Origin of the sequence: Tropicimonas sediminicola, assembly GCF_900188335.1 — a bacterium.
Classification (GTDB): domain Bacteria; phylum Pseudomonadota; class Alphaproteobacteria; order Rhodobacterales; family Rhodobacteraceae; genus Tropicimonas; species Tropicimonas sediminicola.
This window is the reverse complement of the sequence record NZ_FZOY01000001.1, coordinates 536,730-553,477: the sequence shown is the minus strand read 5'-3', so window position 1 is coordinate 553,477 and position 16,748 is coordinate 536,730. Positions and strand designations below refer to the sequence as shown.

The window sequence follows — 16,748 nt, the reverse complement described above, 5'->3', positions numbered from 1 at the left end:
GGCACCGGGCATTTCCCTGCCCGGGCCTTCCCGCCGCTCACCAGGGAACGACCTCCCCGGCCCAGTCGTAGAAGCCGCCGGTGTCGGCGGGCGTCAGGCCGTCGATGACCCGAAGCAGGTTCTCTGCCGCGGCCTCGGGCGCGACCTTGCGATGCCCGGGATAGGCCTGGGTGAAGGGCGTGGCGACAGTACCCGGGTGAAGGGCGACCACCACGGCCTCCTTGCGCTTGCGGCCGATCTCGATCGCGGCCGTGTGCACGATCTGGTTCGCCGCCGCCTTCGAGGCACGATAGGCGTACCAGCCCCCCATGCCATTGTCCCCGATGGAGCCGACCCGCGCGGTCAGCACCGCGACGACGCATCGCCCATCCCGCGGCAGCAGGCGCGGCGCGTGACGTAGTACAAGGGCCGGGCCGATGGCATTCACGGCCATGACCTCTCTCATTGCCCCCGCGTCGATCTGGTCCAGCGCCTTCTCCGGTTGCCCATTGTCCGGCGCGAGGATCCCGGAGGCGACGAAGACCAGGTCGAAGGGTCCCTCCTGCCGCGCCAGCACCGCATCCACCGAGGCCTGATCCGTCACGTCGAGCCCATGCTCCCTGCGCGACAGGCCCGTCACCGAGACACCGCGCGTCACGAGGGCGGACGCCAGGGCGGCGCCGATGCCGCCCGATGCCCCGATGATCAGTGCGCGTTCCACCTTACACCTCCGCTTTCGACCGCTGCCCGATCAGTTCAGCAGCGACTCGATCTGACGGGTGATCTTGCGCGATTCGGGCTTTGTCACGGAGCCCCAGGTCTCCACCACCGACCCGTCCGGACCGACCAGGATCTTGTTGAAATTCCACTTCGGGACAAATCCCGTCTCCGCACGGACCGACTGGTAGAAGGGATGCGCGTCGGGGCCGCGAACGTGGGTGATCTCGGACATCGGGATGTCGAGGCCAAAGGTCATCTCGCAGAAATCCTTCACCTCCTCGGAGGTCGCCAGCTCCTGGCGGAAATCGTTGGACGGCACGGCCAGCACCACCAGACCGCGCTCGCGGTATCGGTCATACAGGGCCTGCAACCCGTCATATTGGCCGGTGAAGCCGCAGCGCGAGGCCGTATTGACCACAAGCACCGGCTGGCCGCGCCACTGCTCGAGCGAAATCTGCCCGCCATCGATGGATGAAAAGGTGCCGCCCACCGTCCCGGCGGAGGCGATTTTTCCGAGGGAAATGAAAAAGGCCAAGAGAAGGATCCGTCCCATGTGTTTCTCCTGCGTGTCTGCACATGTTTACGTGCGCAAGGCGGCACCGGATCACTCGGGCCCGGCGTCGCGCGCCTTGGCGAACGGATCAAGGAGCGGTCCCACCGCCACCCGCGCGCGCAGCCGTGTCGCGAGCAGGAAGATGCCACCGATCTTGCGCTGCAGGTAGAGCAGATCCATCGGAACCTCCGGTGGCGACACGCGGTCCTCGGCCAACGCCTGTCCCTCGGCCCGGAGGCGGGTGAGCAGGTCGCTGTCGCCGAAATCCAGCTCGTCGCGGCGCAATTCGTCAAAGACCATACGGATCATGGCCAGGATGCGCGCCCGGTGCTGCCGCGGCATCTCGTCGGGAAGCGCCCCGAGCGCGACAAAGGCGGTTTCGATCCCGTCGGTGTCACCCGCCAGCACCGCGACAAGGATTTCCCGGCACCGGTCGACGATCTCCGGTGCGAGCCGGCGGGTGGCGCCGAAGTCGAGCAGCACGACCCGCCCGCTCTCGGGATTGTAGCGGTAGTTGGCGAAATTCGGGTCGCTCTGGATCACGCCGAAGCGGAAGATCTCGTCGAGCAGCAGGGCGATCAGGTCCCGCGCCACCCGGTCGCGATCCCCCTGCGACGCCTCGGCCAGCCAGTCGATGCTGCGGCTCGGGTGGTAGCTCATCGCCAGCACCGAGCCGGTCGACCATTGCTTGGCTACGGTCGGGATCTCGAACCGCGTGGTCTCGCCAAGGAGGCGTGCATAGGCGGTGAGCTGCTCCGCCTCGAACCGGTAGTCCGCCTCCAGGTGCAGTTGCCGTTTCGCCTCTGCCAGGTAGGGCGCGATCTCGAAGCCGGCCGGCAGCAGGCCCGAAACCCGGATCAGCGTGCCGAGATTGTCGATGTCGCTGTCGATGCTGCGCGCGACGCCGGGATACTGGACCTTGATCGCCAGCTGGGTGCCGTCGCGCAGCTTTGCGCGATGCACCTGGCCGATGGAGGCGGCCGCGATGGGCCGAGTGTCGAACTGCCGGAAACTGCGCCGCCAGTCGCTGCCCCACGCGTCCCGGAGAACCGTCTTGAGCTGCTGCGGCGGCATCGGGTCCGCGGCGGCGCGCAGCCGGGAGAGGATCGTGGCCAGCTCCGGCGAAAGCACGTCCCCGGCTTCCATCGAGAGCAGCTGGCCGACCTTCATCGCCGCGCCCCGCATCCGGGCGAGGTCATCGGCGATGCGCGTTGCGTTGGCCGGGGTGAGCAGGAGTTGCCGCAGGTCCGGCCGCTCGCCCCGGGTCACGCTGCGGGCACCGGCCGCCGCCATGTTCCCGGCGATCCCCGTGGCCATCATGCCCAGCCGATGCAGGCGCGCGGCGCGGCCGGCGGGTACCGGGTTGGGCAGAAATGGACGGCGAGATTGCATCGGGCGCTCCGGGTCTGGGTCGGGCCGGGGCGTCACGCGCCCGCGGCCTCCACTCCCAGATAGGGCGCACGGCCGGGCCGGACAGCCCGGCCCGCCCGTTTACCAGGCGCGTCGCGCCACCGCGATCAGACGCGCTGCGTCAGCATCGGCGCGGTAAAGGCCGCCGCGTAGGCGCGTGCCGGCTCGAGGTAGGCGTTGACGCTTTCCATGCAGCGCGCGAAGTCCGGGTTGGCCTCCGATTGCTCGACCATGACCTCGGCGACGGCGCCCTTCAGGGCCTCCATCACGTCGTCGGGGAAGGTCTTGAACTCCACCCCGGATTCCTGAAGCGACTTGAACGCCATGGCGTTGAAATACTCGAACTGGCTGACGGTCTCGGATTCCGCGGCGCCGGCGGCGTTGCGCAGGATCGCCTGCAGATCCGGTGTCAGGCTGTCCCAGGCGTCCTTGTTGACCACCACGTGGAGGCCTGCGCCCGGCTCGTGGAAGGCCGGCGCGTAGCAATAGGGCGCAACCTTGTTGAGGCCGAATGCCTGGTCGAGCATCGGGCCGACCCATTCGGCGGCGTCGATGGCGCCGGACTGGAAGGCCGGGAAGATCTCGGTCGGCGGCATCAGCACCGCGTTCACGCCGAGCTTGCGCATGGCCTCGCCGCCGAGGCCGGCGATCCGCATGTTCAGTCCGGAGAGGTCGGCGACGCTGGTGATCTCGTTTTTGAACCAGCCCGCGGCCTGAACCGTGGAGTTGCCCGAGTAGATCGGGACCAGGTTCCGCTGGGCGTAGATCTCGTCGTAGAGTTCCTGCCCGCCCCCGTAGCGCAGCCAGCCGGAGAGCTCAGCGGCGGTGAAGCCGAAGGGGATGTTGGTGAAGATGTGAAGCGCGGAGTTCTTGCCGGCGCTGTAGTAGGGCGTGGTGTGGCCGATCTCGGCTGTGCCCTGCTGCACCGCATCCTCGACCGCGAAGGGCGGGACCAGCTCGCCGCCCGAGTAGAGCTTGAGCTGCAGCCGGCCCTCGGCCATGGCGTTCACCCGCTCAACGAAGGTAACGCCGTTGGTGCCGACACCGGGCGCCTGCGCCGGAAAGGAGGTCGGGCATTTCCATTCGATGATGCCCTGTGCGATCGCGGGTGCCGCAAGCGCGGCGGCAGGAGCGGCAGCCCCGGCCTTGAGGAATGCACGACGTTTCATGGTTAGGTCTCCAGCTAAGTGTGTCGGAAGCGCGCGCCCCGGATGTGCTTGTCAGCCAAACAGCACATTCGGCAGCCAGGTCGCAAGCGTCGGCCACAGGAAAACGATGCCGAGCGTGAGAATCTGGATCAGGACGAAGGGGACGATCGCCTTGTATATGGTCGAGGTCGCGATATCGGCCGGCGCGGCGGAGCGATAATAGAACAGCGCGAAGCCGAAGGGCGGCGTCAGGAAGGAGGTCTGGAGGTTGAGCGCCACCAGCACCGCGAACCAGACCGGGTCGACGTCCTGCAGCAGGATCGGCCCGACCAGCGGCACCACGATGAAGACGATCTCGACGAACTCCAGCACGAACCCCATGGCGAAGATCACCAGCAGGGTGAATATCAGCATGCTGGTGTGATCGCCCGGCAGGCCGGTCAGAAGGTCGTGCACCCATTCGTCGCCCTCGAAGCCCCGGAACACGAGCGAGAGCATGGAGGCTGCGAGAATGATGCCGAAGATCATGGCCGAGGTCGTCACCGCTTGGGACAGCGCCGCGCCGAAGACGCCCGCACGCACCAGGATCACCACCGCCAACAGCAGTCCGGCCACCAGCAGCACGGTGAGCAGCAGCGCAAGGAGCGAGCCGGCGCCGAGGCTCACCTGGGCCGCCGACAGATCGACCCGCCCCACCCCGGTCAGCCGCAGGGCCACCAGCGCGAAGCCCACCGCCGCGGTGGCGGACATGACGTGGCGCAGCCAGCGCGGCGCCGGGGGCGTGGACGGTTCAAGTTGTGGCGGCGCGTCGGGATTGACGTCCGGCCCGCCGGTGGCGCTCACGCGCGCGGCCGTGATCAGGAGCGTGCCCGCAACGCCGATGGCCGCGGCTTCGGTGGGCGTCGCCACGCCGGCGAGGATCGAGCCAAGCACCGCGAGGATCAGCAGCACCGGCGGCAGCACCTCGCGCACCACTTCCCAGGCCGAGACGTCTGGCTCGGTCTCGACCACCGGGGCGCTCTTGATGCCGGAGAGCCGGAATGAGACATAGATGCCGTAAAGCAGCACCAGCAGCAGGCCGGGCACCAGCGCACCCGCGAAAAGATCGCCCACCGTCACCGCGTCGGGCGCGAAGTTGCCCGCGCGTTGCTGCGCGTCGAGATAGGCGTTGGACACCTGATCTCCGAGCAAGATCAGCACGATGGAGGGCGGAATGATCTGGCCCAGCGTGCCCGAGGCACAGATCAGCCCGCTCGCCGTTGCGTCAGGCACGCCGACGCGGCGCATCGCGGGGAGGCTGATAAGTGTCAGCATCACGATGGTCGCGCCGATGATGCCCGTGGAGGCCGCGATCAGCGTCGAGATCAGCAGCACGGCCAGCGCCAGCGCCCGGGGCGTGCCGCCCAGAACGCGCCCGACCTGCACCAGCATCCGCTCGGCCACCCGCGAACGTTCCAGCATCACGCCCATGAGGACAAAGAGCGGCACCGCGACGAGCAGCGAATTGGTCATCACGCCATAGGCACGCTGCGGATAGGCCCGGAGAAAGCTCAGATCGAAGGCGCCGAAGCCGGAGGCGATGTAGGCCAGCACCACCGGAACGCCGGCGAGCACCAGCATCACCGGAATCCCGGAGAGAATGCCGGCCAGCAGGCTGAGGCCGAGCATGATCAGCCAGAAATGTTCAATCATGGGCGTGGCTCCCGAGGGACCGGGCCAGCTCCGCCAGGCCCTGAAGGATCATCAGTGCGCAGGCCAGCGGCAGCATCGACTTGACGAGGTAGAGCCCCGGCAGCCCGCCCGTCTCGGCCGAGGCCTCGCGGATCGACCAGCTGTAGGCCACGTCGGGCCAGACCCACCAGATGGTGAGCGCAAAGACGGGGATCAGGAAGACCACGATGCCGAACCGGTCGAACCAGAGTTGACCGCGGGGCGACTGCCCGGACCGGAACACGTCGACCCGGACGTGGGAGTCGAGCGCCTGCGCCACCGGAAGGCCGAGTACGACGAGCGTGGCGAAACTGTAGGCGACAGCGTCCTGGAGCTCGATGAACCCGATGCCGAAGACATAGCGCAGGATCACCACGGCGAGCTGGCCGATGAAGATCATGCCGAGCAGCAGCTGGCAGACACGGCGTGTCACCTCGTGCAGGGTCGCGGCGCTCTGGATCAGTAGGTTCATGCAATTCCCCTTGGCTGGCCGTCACTTGCCGAAAACCGCCCCGGACCGCAAGGCCGGAGCGGAGGGAATCTCGGCTGTGTGAAGGGCCCGGCTCCGGCGGTTCGGGGCGCGGGGGCAGGAAGCCCCCGAAACCGGTGGAGGAAGCGGCGGATTGCGTGGGCCGGGTCCTGCCCGGCCCGGCAACATCAGTGGTTGTTGCGCAGCGCCTTGGTGCGGGCGATGGCGCGGTATTCCGGTGCGCCGTCGAGCACCATGCCTTCGGCGAAGGGCCGCACCTTCTCGCGGAAAAGCGCCTGCCAGGGGCTCTGGCTCTCCGGCGTGATGGCACCCATGATGGTCTCGATCTCGGCGCGCCGCGCCTCCCATTCGGCCGCGTCGACCAGCGCGTTCACGGTGCGCGCGTTGAGGTCCACCCGGATGGTATCGCCATCCTTCAGCAGCGCCAGACCACCGCCCGCCGCCGCTTCGGGCGAGGCGTTCAGGATCGAGGCCGAGCCGGAGGTGCCGGACTGACGGCCGTCCCCGATGCAGGGCAAGGCGGTGATGCCCTGCTTGATCAGGTAGGAGGGCGGGCGCATGTTCACGACCTCGGCGCCGCCAGGGTAGCCGATCGGCCCCGCCCCGCGCATCACCAGGATGGTCCGGTCGGTGAGCCCGAGGCTCGGGTCGTCGATCCGGTGGTGGAAATCCTCCGGCCCGTCGAACACGGCGACCGGCCCCTCGAAAGCCATCGGGTCTTCCGGGTTCTCGAGGTAGCGGGTCCGGAACTCCTCGCCGATGGCGGAGGTCTTCATGATCGCGCTGTCGAAGAGGTTCCCCGACAGGTTGAGGAAGCCGGCGCGCTGCAGCAGCGGGTTGGCCGGTGTCCGGATTACGTCGGGGTTGGTGATCGCAAAGTCGCGGTAGATCTCGCCAATGGTCTTGCCGGAGACGGTCAGCGCGTCCGGATGCGGCAGCATGTCGTTGCGCAGCAGTTCCCCGATCACCGCCGGCACGCCGCCGGCATGGTGGAAATCTTCTCCGAGGTATTCACCCACCGGCTGCATGTTCACCAGCAGCGGCACCTCGTAGCCGAATTTCTCCCAATCGGCATTCGTCAGCTTCATTCCGAGATGTCGGGCGATCGCGTTGAGGTGGATCGGCGCGTTGGTCGAGCCGCCGAGGGCCGAACAGATGACGATGGCGTTCTCGAAGGACTTGCGGCTCATCACCTGGTCGGGGTTCAGTTCCTCGTGGACCATGTCGACGATCCGCCGCCCGGTCTCGTAGGCCATCTGGCCGCGCTCGCGATAGGGCGCGGGGATGGTGGCGGCGCCGGGCAGCTGCATTCCGAGCGCCTCGGCCAGGGAGTTCATCGTGCTGGCGGTGCCCATGGTGTTGCAATAGCCGTTGCTGGGCGCCGAGGAGGCCGCGATGCTGAGGAACTCGTCCCCGTCGATCCGGCCAGCCGCCAGTTCTTGCCGCGCGTACCAGATGACGCTGCCCGACCCGACCCGCTTGCCCTTGTACCAGCCGTTCAGCATCGGGCCGACCGAGAAGGCGATGGCCGGAATGCCCACGGTCGCCGCCGCCATCAACAGCGCCGGCGTGGTCTTGTCGCAGCCGATGGTCAGAACAACGCCGTCGATCGGGTAGCCGAAGAGCGATTCCACGAGGCTCAGGTAGGCGAGGTTGCGGTCGAGCATGGCCGTCGGCCGCTTGCCCGTTTCCTGGATCGGGTGAACCGGCACCTCGAGCGGCACGCCGCCGGCGGCGATGATCCCGTCGCGGGTCCGCTTCGCCAGTTCGAGGTGATGCCGGTTGCAGGGGCTCAGGTCGCTGCCGGTCTGCGCGATCGCGATGATCGGCTTGTCGGAGCGCAGCTCCTCTTCGGTCAGCCCGTAGTTGAGATACCGCTCAAGATAGAGCGCCGTCATCTCGAGATCGTCGGGATTGTTGAACCACTTGCGGGAGCGCAGGTCTTTTTTCTTCTCGGTCACGTCGGGATCCTCCGGGGATCTGGGAAATGCCGGGAAAGGCCACCCGGACATCGCCAGCGCTGTCTCGGCCGAACCGACGGCGCCTCTGGCGAGTTCGAGCGCGGGACCCTCCCCATGTCGGGCGGGGATCCCCACCCTTCCGCTGATGGGCTCCGGAGTAATGACAGCGCTGTCATTAGTCAAGCTTCCCCGGCTCCGAATTTGGTGCTAGACCGTTCCCATGCCTGCGAAAACCAAGCATTCCAATCGGGTTACGCTCGATGATGTCGCCCGGGAAGCCGGTGTTAGCGCAATCACGGTTTCCCGCTGCATCCGTGCGCCCGAAAAGGTCGCCGCGCCCTCCCGGCTGCGGATCCAGGCGGCGATCGACAGGCTGGGTTATGTGCCGCACATGGCGGCCTCGGCGCTGGCGTCGCGGCGGACCAACGTGCTCGGGCTGATCGTGCCATCGGTGACCAACTCCGTCTTCTCCGACGTGCTGCTCGGCGTCTACGACGCGATCGAGGCGACCGGCCTATCGGTGCAGATCGCCAATTCGCGCTACAGCCCCAGCGAGGAGGAGACGCTGATCCGGACCTTCCTCGCCCAACGCCCCGCCGGGCTGATCGTGTCCGGCGTGGACCAGACCCCGACCGGACGGGCGCTGCTGGAGGCCGCCGACTGCCCGGTCGTGCAGATCATGGACGTGACCGACAATCCGATCGACATGCTCGTCGGTTTCTCCCATTTCGACTCGGCCGCCAGCGTCGTCCGGCACTTCATGGAACAGGGCTACCGGCGCCCGGCGATCCTCTCGGCCCGGATGGACCCGCGCTCCCAGGTGCGCGTCTCCGGGTTCCGCCGCGAGGCGGAGCGGCTCGGAATCTTCGATCCCCGCCGGGTCGTGACCACGCAGGGCCGCTCCTCGGTCGGCACGGGATGCCAGCTCTTCGCCGACCTGATGGCCCGCGCCCCCGACGCCGATTGCGTGTTCTGCAATAACGACGACCTCGCGCTCGGCGTGCTGTTCGAGGCCGCCCGGCGCAACATCCGCGTGCCGGAGGCGCTTGGCGTCTGCGGCTTCAACGACCTCGAGATCAGCGCCTACGTGAACCCGCCCCTCACCACTGTCGCCACCCCGCGCTACCGGACCGGGCAGGAAGCTGTGCGCCTCGTCGCGGCCGCCCTTGGCCCCGGGGTGGAGGAGGCCGAGCGCCACCTGCGCCTTGAAGCCAAGCTCGTCGTTCGCGCCTCCAGCCAGCCCGGCTGGACAGGCCCGACCGCGACCTGATCCCGCCCGCATCGCAACGGGCCAACGTTGCCCGATGCGCACGAACTCGCCCAAAAGACCTTGGGCAGGCTTCCGCAGGCTTGCTCCATGGGGGTCCGACAGGGTCTCGTCGTGTGGAGTTCGCCCGATGGAGTGTGTTCAATGGCCATCGAAGAGGGAAATCCGCCGGCCCGCCCGGCGCCGCAGGCCGGCCGCTCGCTTCGCGTGACCGTCGTGGCCGCCTGCCCCTTCCCTGCCCGTCGCGGCACGCCGATCCGCGTGGAACGGCTGACCGAGGCCTTCGTCACGCTCGGGCATGACGTCGAACTGGTGACCTACCACATCGGCGAAACGGATCGGGCGCAGCCGTTTCCCGTCCACCGCATTCTCGGCGGCCACGCGACCGGTACGCTGTCTCCCGGCCCGAAACCGCAGAAGCTGCTGTGGTACGATCCATCGCTGGTCAGGCTCCTTCGACGCAGGATCGCGGAACGGCCGCCCGACGTTCTCTATGCGCATCATTTCGAGGGCGTGCTGGTTGCCGCGGCGGCTCGCGGCAAACGCCCGATCCCGATCGTCTACGACGCCCACACGATGCTGGCCAGCGAGCTGCCGACATACCATTTCGCCCCGCTCAAATCCGCCTCTCGACGCGTCGGCCGCTATCTCGACCGCGCCATCCCCGCCCGCGCCGACCATATCGTCACCGTGACGGTGGACATCCGCTCCCGGCTGGTCGAGGAACACGGGTTCGATCCCTCCCGGATCACCGTCGCGATGAACGGGGTCGAGGCGGATGTCTTTTCCGCGATCCGGCGCGATGCGGTGGAACCTGACACCGTGGTCTACACCGGGACGCTGTCGAATTATCAGGGGTTCGAGGATCTGCTGCGGGCCTTTCGGATCGCCCGCTCCAGCCTCCCGGATCTGCGGCTCAAGGTCTATTCGAATGCCAGCTTCACCTCCCACGGCCGGCTCGCCGAGTCCCTCGGGGTCGCCGATGCGGTGGATGTGGAGCGGGACGATTTCACCGCCCTGCCCGGCCACCTGGCCCGGGGCGCGCTGGCTGCGCTGCCGCGCTCGCATTGCGACGGCATCCCCCAGAAGCTGCTCAACTACATGGCCGCGGGCATGCCTATCGTCGCGTTCCAGGGCTCGGCCAAGGTGCTGGGCGACGGCCGGACCGGCATGGTCGTGCAGAATGGCGACGTGGACGCCTTTGCCGACGCCATTGTCACCCTTTCGAAGCAGCCCGAACTGGCCGAGCGCCTCGGCGCCAATGCGCGCGCGGACGTGCTGGGCAGGATGACCTGGGAAGCGGCCGCTCGGCGATGCCAATCCGTCTTCGACCGGCTCGTCCCCCAGACAACGGAAGGTGGCGTCCTGCCCGAGGCCCTGGACCTCTCGCCGCAGCCCCGGTGACGGGTCATTCCCCGTTCGCAAGCCCCCGGGCCAGCCTGTTCGCCTCGGCCGCCACTTCGCGCGCGTCGGCGGTTGCCAGTTGACCGTCGGCCACAACGCGGCGCCCCTCGACCAGCAAGTCGCGCACCCGGCGCGGCCCCGCCAGTAGCAGCGCGACCGGATCCCAGGAGCCCGCCGCGTCGAGCCCGGAGAGATCCCAGACCGCGACATCGGCCCGACGGCCGACCTCGAGCGCGCCGCAATCCGCGCGGCCGAGCACGCCGGCCCCGCCAAGCGTCGCGACCTCCAGCGCCTCCCGCGCCGACATCGCATCCGCGCCGCGCGCCACCCGCTGCAGCAGCATCGCCGTCCGCGCCTCGCCCACGAGGTCGCCCGCATCGTTGCTCGCCGAACCGTCGACCCCGAGGCCCACAGGCACGCCCGCGTCCCGCATGGCCCGCACCGGGGCGATGCCGGAGCCGAGCCGGCAGTTGGAGCAGGGGCAGTGCGCGACACCGGTGCGGGTCCGGGCGAACAGATCGATCTCCTTCCCGTCCAGCTTCACGCAATGGGCATGCCAGACGTCGTCGCCGGTCCAGCCGAGCTCCTCGGCATATTGCCCGGGCCGACAGCCGAATTGCGCGAGGGAATAGGCCACGTCCTCGTCGTTTTCCGCCAGATGAGTGTGCAGGCGCACGCCCTTCTCCCGGGCGAGGATCGCCGCGTCGCGCATCAGCTCCCGACTGACCGAAAAGGGCGAACAGGGCGCAAGGCCGACGCGCACCATCGCGCCGTCAGACGGGTCGTGGAAGGCATCGACCACCCGTTCGCAATCGGCGAGGATCGCCGCCTCTCGCTCCACAAGGCTGTCCGGCGGCAGGCCGCCGGCGCTCTCGCCAATCGACATTGCGCCCCGGGTCGGGTGAAACCGCAACCCGATCTCCGACGCCGCCTCGATCGTGTCCTCGAGCCGCGCGCCGTTGGGGAAGAGGTAGAGATGGTCGGAACTCATCGTGCAGCCGGAGAGCGCAAGCTCTGCAAGGCCGAGCCGCGCCGAGGCGCGCATGTGCTCCGGCCCCATCCGGGCCCAGATCGGGTAAAGTGCGCGCAGCCAGCCGAACAGCAGCGCATCCTGCGCGGCGGGCACCGCGCGGGTCAGCGTTTGGAACAGGTGGTGATGGGTGTTGACCAGCCCCGGCGTGACGAGACAGCCCGACGCATCCAGCGTCTCCGCCCCGTCGAGGGGGAGCCCGGCGCCGATCTCCGCCACCACCCCGTCCCGAAGCCGCAGGTCCGCGCCCCGCAACTCCCGCCGCCCGGCATCCATCGTCACCAGGTGGTCGGCGTTGCGGATCAGGGTGTGGGTCACATCAGCCTCCGTTCAGGACCGACAGCGCCGAGGCGTGGATCTCGGGGTTGGCCGCCGCGAGCACGCGCCCGCCGCCGTGGGCCGGACCGCCCTCCCAGTCGGTGACCACCCCGCCCGACGCCTCGATCACGGCAATCGGCGCGCAGATGTCGTAGGGGTGCAGCCCCGCCTCGATCACGAGGTCGATCTGGCCGAGCGCCACGAGGCCGTAGGCATAGCAGTCCAGCCCGTAACGAGTCAGCCGTGCCTGTTTCGAGACCCGCTCGAAAGCGGCGCGTTCCTCGAGCGTGCCGACCTCGGGAAAGGTGGTGAAAAGCGTCGCCTGATCCAGCGGCCGCGCCCCCCGCGCGCGCAACGCCTGCGTGGACCGTGGCCCTGTCAGCTGCGCCCGGCCGAGACCGCCTTCCCAGCGTTCACCGGTGTAGGGCTGGTCGATCACGCCATAGACCGGGCCGTCGGAATCGCTGAGCGCGATCAGCACGCCCCAGGTCGGCGTACCGGAGAGAAAGGCGCGGGTTCCGTCGATCGGGTCGAGCACCCAGGTCAGGCCGCTGGTGCCAGGCCTGTCGGCGAATTCCTCGCCAAGGATTCCGTCCTCCGGACGCCGTTCCGCGAGCACAGCCCGCATCGTTTCCTCGGCGGCGCGGTCGGCCTGGGTCACCGGATCGAAGCCAGCATCGTCCTTGTTGTCGGCGGCAAGTCCGGCGGAGCGAAAGAAAGGCAGCGTAGCATCGCGGGCGGCATCGGCCAGCGCGGCGGCCGTGTCCCTGATCTCGGCATCGAGCGCCGCGTCGCCCAGGGTTGTCCTGCCGGCGGCTTGCGGGTGATTGGGCTGGGTCATGCTGGCTCCCGAACTGGTGTCAGACGCCGGTGTGACCTCCGGCAGAGGCGCGGTAGCCGTCCGTGGCCGGACGGTCAAGCGGCGCGCTCAGGACCCGCGCGAGCTCGAACAGCCGGCGTCGCTGGTTCTCGGGGATCGCGTAATAAGAGCGCAGCAGTTCCAGCGCCTCCCGGTCGGACATCACATCCGCCCCGGAAAGCGCCTCATCGCCGGCCCCATCCATCCCTTCGAAGAAGAAAGACACCGGGACAGACAGCGCCACCGCGATATCCCAAAGGCGCGAGGCGCTGACACGGTTCGCGCCGGTCTCGTACTTCTGGATCTGCTGGAACTTGATGCCGACCTTTTCGGCCAGCTGCTGCTGCGTCATCCCGGTCAGCCAGCGGCGGTGTCGGATGCGTTTGCCAACATGGATATCGACTGGATGAGTCATGGCTCCTCCCCTAACCATCTGAACTGGCGACCTGCTCGCGTCAGCGCTCCCCCCCCGGGATCGCGCGTCGCAGCAACCAGGACGAACTTTTCGTCCCAACCCGCTTTGAATGAACATATTCTTTTTTCATTGAACCACAACTTTCACGGGAGTGGCGAAACCGATTGGCGGATCCTTGCCATTCACCAGTCTACCTTGGGCTGATTTTCGCATTCTGCAATGCAACCTGCCTTTGCAAACGGTTGCAAAGCTCCGGCACCTTGACCGATTGATCAAAATGGCAGCAGCGACCGGACGCCGCGTCCCGAACTCCGGCGGTTCCGCAGGGGGCTGTCGCCGCCTAGTGTGCCGGGTAACTCGCCAGGGAGCCCCGGATGCGCGCCTACCAGATCGCCAGCTACGACACGCCGCCAGAATTGGTGGACTTCGACCTGCCGCCGCCTGCGACGGGAGAGGTTCGCCTGGCGATTGAGGCCTGCGGCCTGAACTTCGCCGATCTGCTGCTGGCGCGGGGACGTTACCAGGAACGGCCCGAACCGCCCGTGACGCTCGGCATGGAAATGGCCGGCCGGGTCGAGGCGCTCGGTCCCGGCGTCGCGAGCCTGTCGGTGGGCGACCGGGTGGCTGTGTATAACGGACAGGGCGGGCTCGCCGAGGCCGCGAACGTCCCGGCGGAGCGCTGCGTGCGCCTGCCGGAGATGATGAGCGCCAGCCACGCCGCGGCCTTCCAGGTGGCCTATGGAACCTCGCATGTCGCGCTCGACCACAAGGCCCGGCTGCAACCCGGCGAACGGCTGGTGGTGACCGGCGCCGCCGGCGGCGTCGGCCTGACGGCGGTGGAGATCGGCGCGCTGATGGGGGCGGAAGTCATCGCCATCGCCCGCGGCGCCGAAAAGCTCGACATCGCGCACAAGGCCGGAGCGCACCACCTGATCGACTCCGAAAGCCCGGAGATCCGGGAGCAGATCAAGGCGCTCGGCGGCGCCGACGTCGTTTACGAGGCCGTCGGCGGCGATCTCTTCACCCAGTGCTTCCGCGCCACAAACCCCGATGGCCGCATCCTTGCTATCGGCTTCGCCAGCGGAGACGTGCCACAGATCCCGGCCAATCACCTGCTGGTCAAAAACCTCAGCGTCATGGGCCTCTACTGGGGCGGCTACCTCGCCTTCCGCCCCGAGGTACTGACCGGCTCGCTGGCCCGGCTGTTCGAGTGGCATGCCGAGGGGCGGCTGCACCCGCAGATCAGCCACCAATTGCCGCTGGAGCAGGCCGGCGAGGCGCTCGACCTGCTCAGGCAGCGGAAGTCGACAGGGAAGGTCGTTGTGACGATGTGACAAACCCGTCGCTGCGATAGGCCTGCCGCACCAGATCGACCAGCGCATCTTCGGCCCGCCCGCGTGCGAGTTCGGAAACATAGAGGTTGATCGAATAACTCGGCAGGTCCGGGAGCCCCCCATTGTGTTCGATCCGCTCCAGGAACGGCGGCTCGGTGCCTTCCAGCATCACCGAGACCGCGAGGTCCGCGCGGACCGTGGCCTCGATGGTGCGGTCCGATTCCGATTCGACGGCCATCTCCCAAGAGATCGCGCAGCGCTCCATGGCGCGGATCCCGGCCGCGCGGAACATGCATTGCCGCCCCGAGCCGAACCGCAGCGGACGCTGGCGCCAGCAACTCCCGCCCCGCGCCCCGATCCAGGTGAGCGGCTTCTCGGAAAGCACCTCTGCCCCCTCGCCATGGCCACGCTCGGTGGTCAGGATCAGCGCGAACTTGCCCTGACCGAACTGGTCCAGCAGATGCCGCGAATAGGAGGAGACGAGGTTGACCCGGACCCGCGGGAAAGCGGCGTTGAAGCGTCGCAGGATCTCGGGAACATGCGGGTAGACGATGTCGTGCGGCACGCCCAGCATGATCTCGCCGCCATAATCATGCGCCGTGAGCCGGTCCACCGCCTCGTCATTGATCGCCAGCATCCGCCGCGCGTAGGACAGCAGCTGCTCGCCGGAGGAGGTCAGGGAGACGCCCCGGCCCGAGCGGTCCAGCAGCGACACGTCCAGCGCCTCCTCCAGACGCTTCAACTGCATCGACACGGCCGATTGCGTCAGGTTCAGCGCCCCCGCGGCGCGCGTCACACCGCCCTTGTCGGCCACGGCCACGAAGGAGCGCAGGGAGGTCAGGTCCAGGTTGCGAGGCATTGATCACGCTCCTTGATGCATTGGCTCAAAAACATTCATTTCACTTATGCACCACAGACTGCCATATGGATCAAGAGAATTGATAGCCCGAAAGGTCGGGTTCACAAAATGTTAAGGAGACTGCGATGAGCACGCACAGCACGAACACGCCGTTCCTCGGCACCATCCGCCCCGAAGGCCTGTTTCGGCAGATGATGAACATGTTCGCCCTGCACCGCCAGCGCCGCGACCTTGCGATGCTGGACGACCACGCGCTGAAGGATATCGGCATCAGCCGGTACGAAGCCCAGATCGAAGCCGCGCGCCCGGCCTGGGACGTGCCGCAGCACTGGGTGGGCTGAACCTGCAAAATCGGGCGATCTCCGACCATTCCGGTCGGAGAAAGACTTGAAATGCGGTCACCGCGCGACGATATTTCCGTCTAAAGAGCGCTCGTCTGCCCGTCGGGCGCTTTTCGGGACATAAACGGAGGTACCAATGGCTCAATTCGACACGATCCGGACTGCGGGCGTCGCAGGCGCACGCGCGGCCCAGATCGACGAGGGTCTTCGCGCCCACATGAACAAGGTCTACGGCACGATGTCCGTGGGCATGATCATCACAGCCCTGGCGGCTTGGTCGGTTTCCGGCCTGGCGACGACGACCGACGCATCCGGCAACATGGCGCTCACCGAGTTCGGCTATGCGATCTACGCCTCGCCGCTCAAGTGGCTGATCATGTTTGCGCCGCTGCTGTTCGTGTTCGGCTTCTCCGCCGGCATCAACCGTATGTCGGCCGGTGTGGCGCAGGTGGTGTTCTATGCCTTCGCCGCCGTGATGGGCCTGTCGCTGAGCTCGATCTTTCTCGTCTACACGTCGATGTCGATTGCGCAGGTCTTCCTGATCACGGCCATCGCCTTCGCCGGCCTGTCGCTCTGGGGCTACACCACCAAGAAGGACATCTCCGGCTGGGGCAGCTTCCTGATCATGGGCGTGATCGGCCTGATCGTTGCGTCGATCGTGAACATCTTCCTCGCCTCCTCGGCGATGATGTTCGCCATTTCGGTGCTCGGCGTTCTGATCTTCGCGGGTCTGACCGCCTACGACACCCAGAACATCAAGAACACCTACATCCAGATGGCCGTGCATGGCGATCAGGAGTGGCTCGGCAAGGCCGCCATCATGGGCGCCCTGAGCCTCTACCTGGACTTCATCAACATGTTCATGATGCTGCTGACCTTGTTCGGCAACCGCGAGTAACGGCATCCCCGTTTCCGAAAATGGCGAAGGCCGGGCATCAGCCCGGCCTTTT

16 protein-coding genes are annotated in these 16,748 nt (G+C 67.6%); 5 read left to right on the top strand and 11 right to left on the bottom strand.

The window, feature by feature from the left end; translation table 11 throughout:
- Nucleotides 1-37 precede the first annotated feature (37 nt).
- The 7 genes from CHB86_RS02690 to CHB86_RS02660 all read right to left on the bottom strand — a co-directional run bounded on the left by CHB86_RS02690 (nt 38) and on the right by CHB86_RS02660 (nt 7,971).
- Nucleotides 38-700, bottom strand: a complete 663-nt coding sequence (locus tag CHB86_RS02690; protein WP_089231037.1) for an SDR family NAD(P)-dependent oxidoreductase — start codon at nt 698-700, stop codon at nt 38-40.
- A 30-nt stretch (nt 701-730) separates the two neighbouring features.
- Nucleotides 731-1,252, bottom strand: coding sequence for a glutathione peroxidase (locus tag CHB86_RS02685; protein ID WP_089231035.1), 522 nt, complete (start codon nt 1,250-1,252; stop codon nt 731-733).
- Nucleotides 1,253-1,303: 51 nt separating this feature from the next.
- A complete protein-coding gene (locus CHB86_RS02680) occupies nt 1,304-2,644 on the bottom strand; it encodes an ABC1 kinase family protein (RefSeq protein WP_089231033.1) in 1,341 nt (446 codons plus the stop codon).
- 125 nt (nt 2,645-2,769) lie between these two features.
- Complete coding sequence (locus CHB86_RS02675) at nt 2,770-3,831, bottom strand: TRAP transporter substrate-binding protein (protein WP_089231031.1); 1,062 nt, start codon at nt 3,829-3,831, stop codon at nt 2,770-2,772.
- 51 nt (nt 3,832-3,882) lie between these two features.
- The gene (locus CHB86_RS02670) at nt 3,883-5,502 is read right to left on the bottom strand and encodes a TRAP transporter large permease (RefSeq protein WP_089231029.1); all 1,620 of its coding nucleotides are present in this window, start codon (nt 5,500-5,502) and stop codon (nt 3,883-3,885) included.
- Complete coding sequence (locus CHB86_RS02665) at nt 5,495-5,992, bottom strand: TRAP transporter small permease subunit (RefSeq protein WP_089231027.1); 498 nt, start codon at nt 5,990-5,992, stop codon at nt 5,495-5,497. The genes CHB86_RS02670 and CHB86_RS02665 overlap by 8 nt, the downstream gene beginning before the upstream one ends.
- 185 nt (nt 5,993-6,177) lie before the next feature.
- A complete protein-coding gene (locus CHB86_RS02660) occupies nt 6,178-7,971 on the bottom strand; it encodes an IlvD/Edd family dehydratase (RefSeq protein ID WP_089231025.1) in 1,794 nt (597 codons plus the stop codon).
- Nucleotides 7,972-8,191: 220 nt separating this feature from the next.
- On the opposite strand from CHB86_RS02660, the gene CHB86_RS02655 reads away from it, so the two are divergent.
- Both CHB86_RS02655 and CHB86_RS02650 read left to right on the top strand, forming a co-directional pair.
- A complete protein-coding gene (locus tag CHB86_RS02655; RefSeq protein ID WP_089231023.1) occupies nt 8,192-9,241 on the top strand; it encodes a LacI family DNA-binding transcriptional regulator in 1,050 nt (349 codons plus the stop codon).
- A 141-nt stretch (nt 9,242-9,382) separates the two neighbouring features.
- Nucleotides 9,383-10,642, top strand: coding sequence for a glycosyltransferase family 4 protein (locus CHB86_RS02650; protein ID WP_176442742.1), 1,260 nt, complete (start codon nt 9,383-9,385; stop codon nt 10,640-10,642).
- 4 nt (nt 10,643-10,646) lie between these two features.
- Here CHB86_RS02650 and CHB86_RS02645 read toward each other — a convergent pair whose 3' ends face one another.
- The 3 genes from CHB86_RS02645 to CHB86_RS02635 are packed head-to-tail and all read right to left on the bottom strand — an operon-like array spanning nt 10,647 to nt 13,264.
- The gene (locus tag CHB86_RS02645) at nt 10,647-11,990 is read right to left on the bottom strand and encodes an 8-oxoguanine deaminase (RefSeq protein ID WP_089231020.1); all 1,344 of its coding nucleotides are present in this window, start codon (nt 11,988-11,990) and stop codon (nt 10,647-10,649) included.
- A gap of 1 nt (nt 11,991) precedes the next feature.
- Complete coding sequence (gene hisN, locus CHB86_RS02640) at nt 11,992-12,831, bottom strand: histidinol-phosphatase (protein WP_089231018.1); 840 nt, start codon at nt 12,829-12,831, stop codon at nt 11,992-11,994.
- Nucleotides 12,832-12,850: 19 nt separating this feature from the next.
- Complete coding sequence (locus CHB86_RS02635; protein WP_089231016.1) at nt 12,851-13,264, bottom strand: helix-turn-helix domain-containing protein; 414 nt, start codon at nt 13,262-13,264, stop codon at nt 12,851-12,853.
- Between the two features lie 374 nt (nt 13,265-13,638).
- Here CHB86_RS02635 and CHB86_RS02630 point away from each other — a divergent pair, with 374 nt between their 5' ends.
- The gene (locus CHB86_RS02630) at nt 13,639-14,598 is read left to right on the top strand and encodes an NADPH:quinone oxidoreductase family protein (RefSeq protein ID WP_089231014.1); all 960 of its coding nucleotides are present in this window, start codon (nt 13,639-13,641) and stop codon (nt 14,596-14,598) included.
- On the opposite strand, the gene CHB86_RS02625 is transcribed toward CHB86_RS02630, so the two are convergent.
- Nucleotides 14,555-15,457, bottom strand: a complete 903-nt coding sequence (locus CHB86_RS02625) for a LysR family transcriptional regulator (protein WP_089231012.1) — start codon at nt 15,455-15,457, stop codon at nt 14,555-14,557. The two genes, CHB86_RS02630 and CHB86_RS02625, sit on opposite strands and share 44 nt — an antisense overlap.
- A 125-nt stretch (nt 15,458-15,582) precedes the next feature.
- On the opposite strand from CHB86_RS02625, the gene CHB86_RS02620 reads away from it, so the two are divergent.
- Together CHB86_RS02620 and CHB86_RS02615 are read left to right on the top strand one after the other, a co-directional pair.
- Complete coding sequence (locus tag CHB86_RS02620) at nt 15,583-15,798, top strand: DUF1127 domain-containing protein (protein WP_089231011.1); 216 nt, start codon at nt 15,583-15,585, stop codon at nt 15,796-15,798.
- A gap of 136 nt (nt 15,799-15,934) precedes the next feature.
- Complete coding sequence (locus tag CHB86_RS02615) at nt 15,935-16,696, top strand: Bax inhibitor-1/YccA family protein (protein ID WP_089231009.1); 762 nt, start codon at nt 15,935-15,937, stop codon at nt 16,694-16,696.
- The last annotated feature ends 52 nt before the right edge of the window (nt 16,697-16,748 follow it).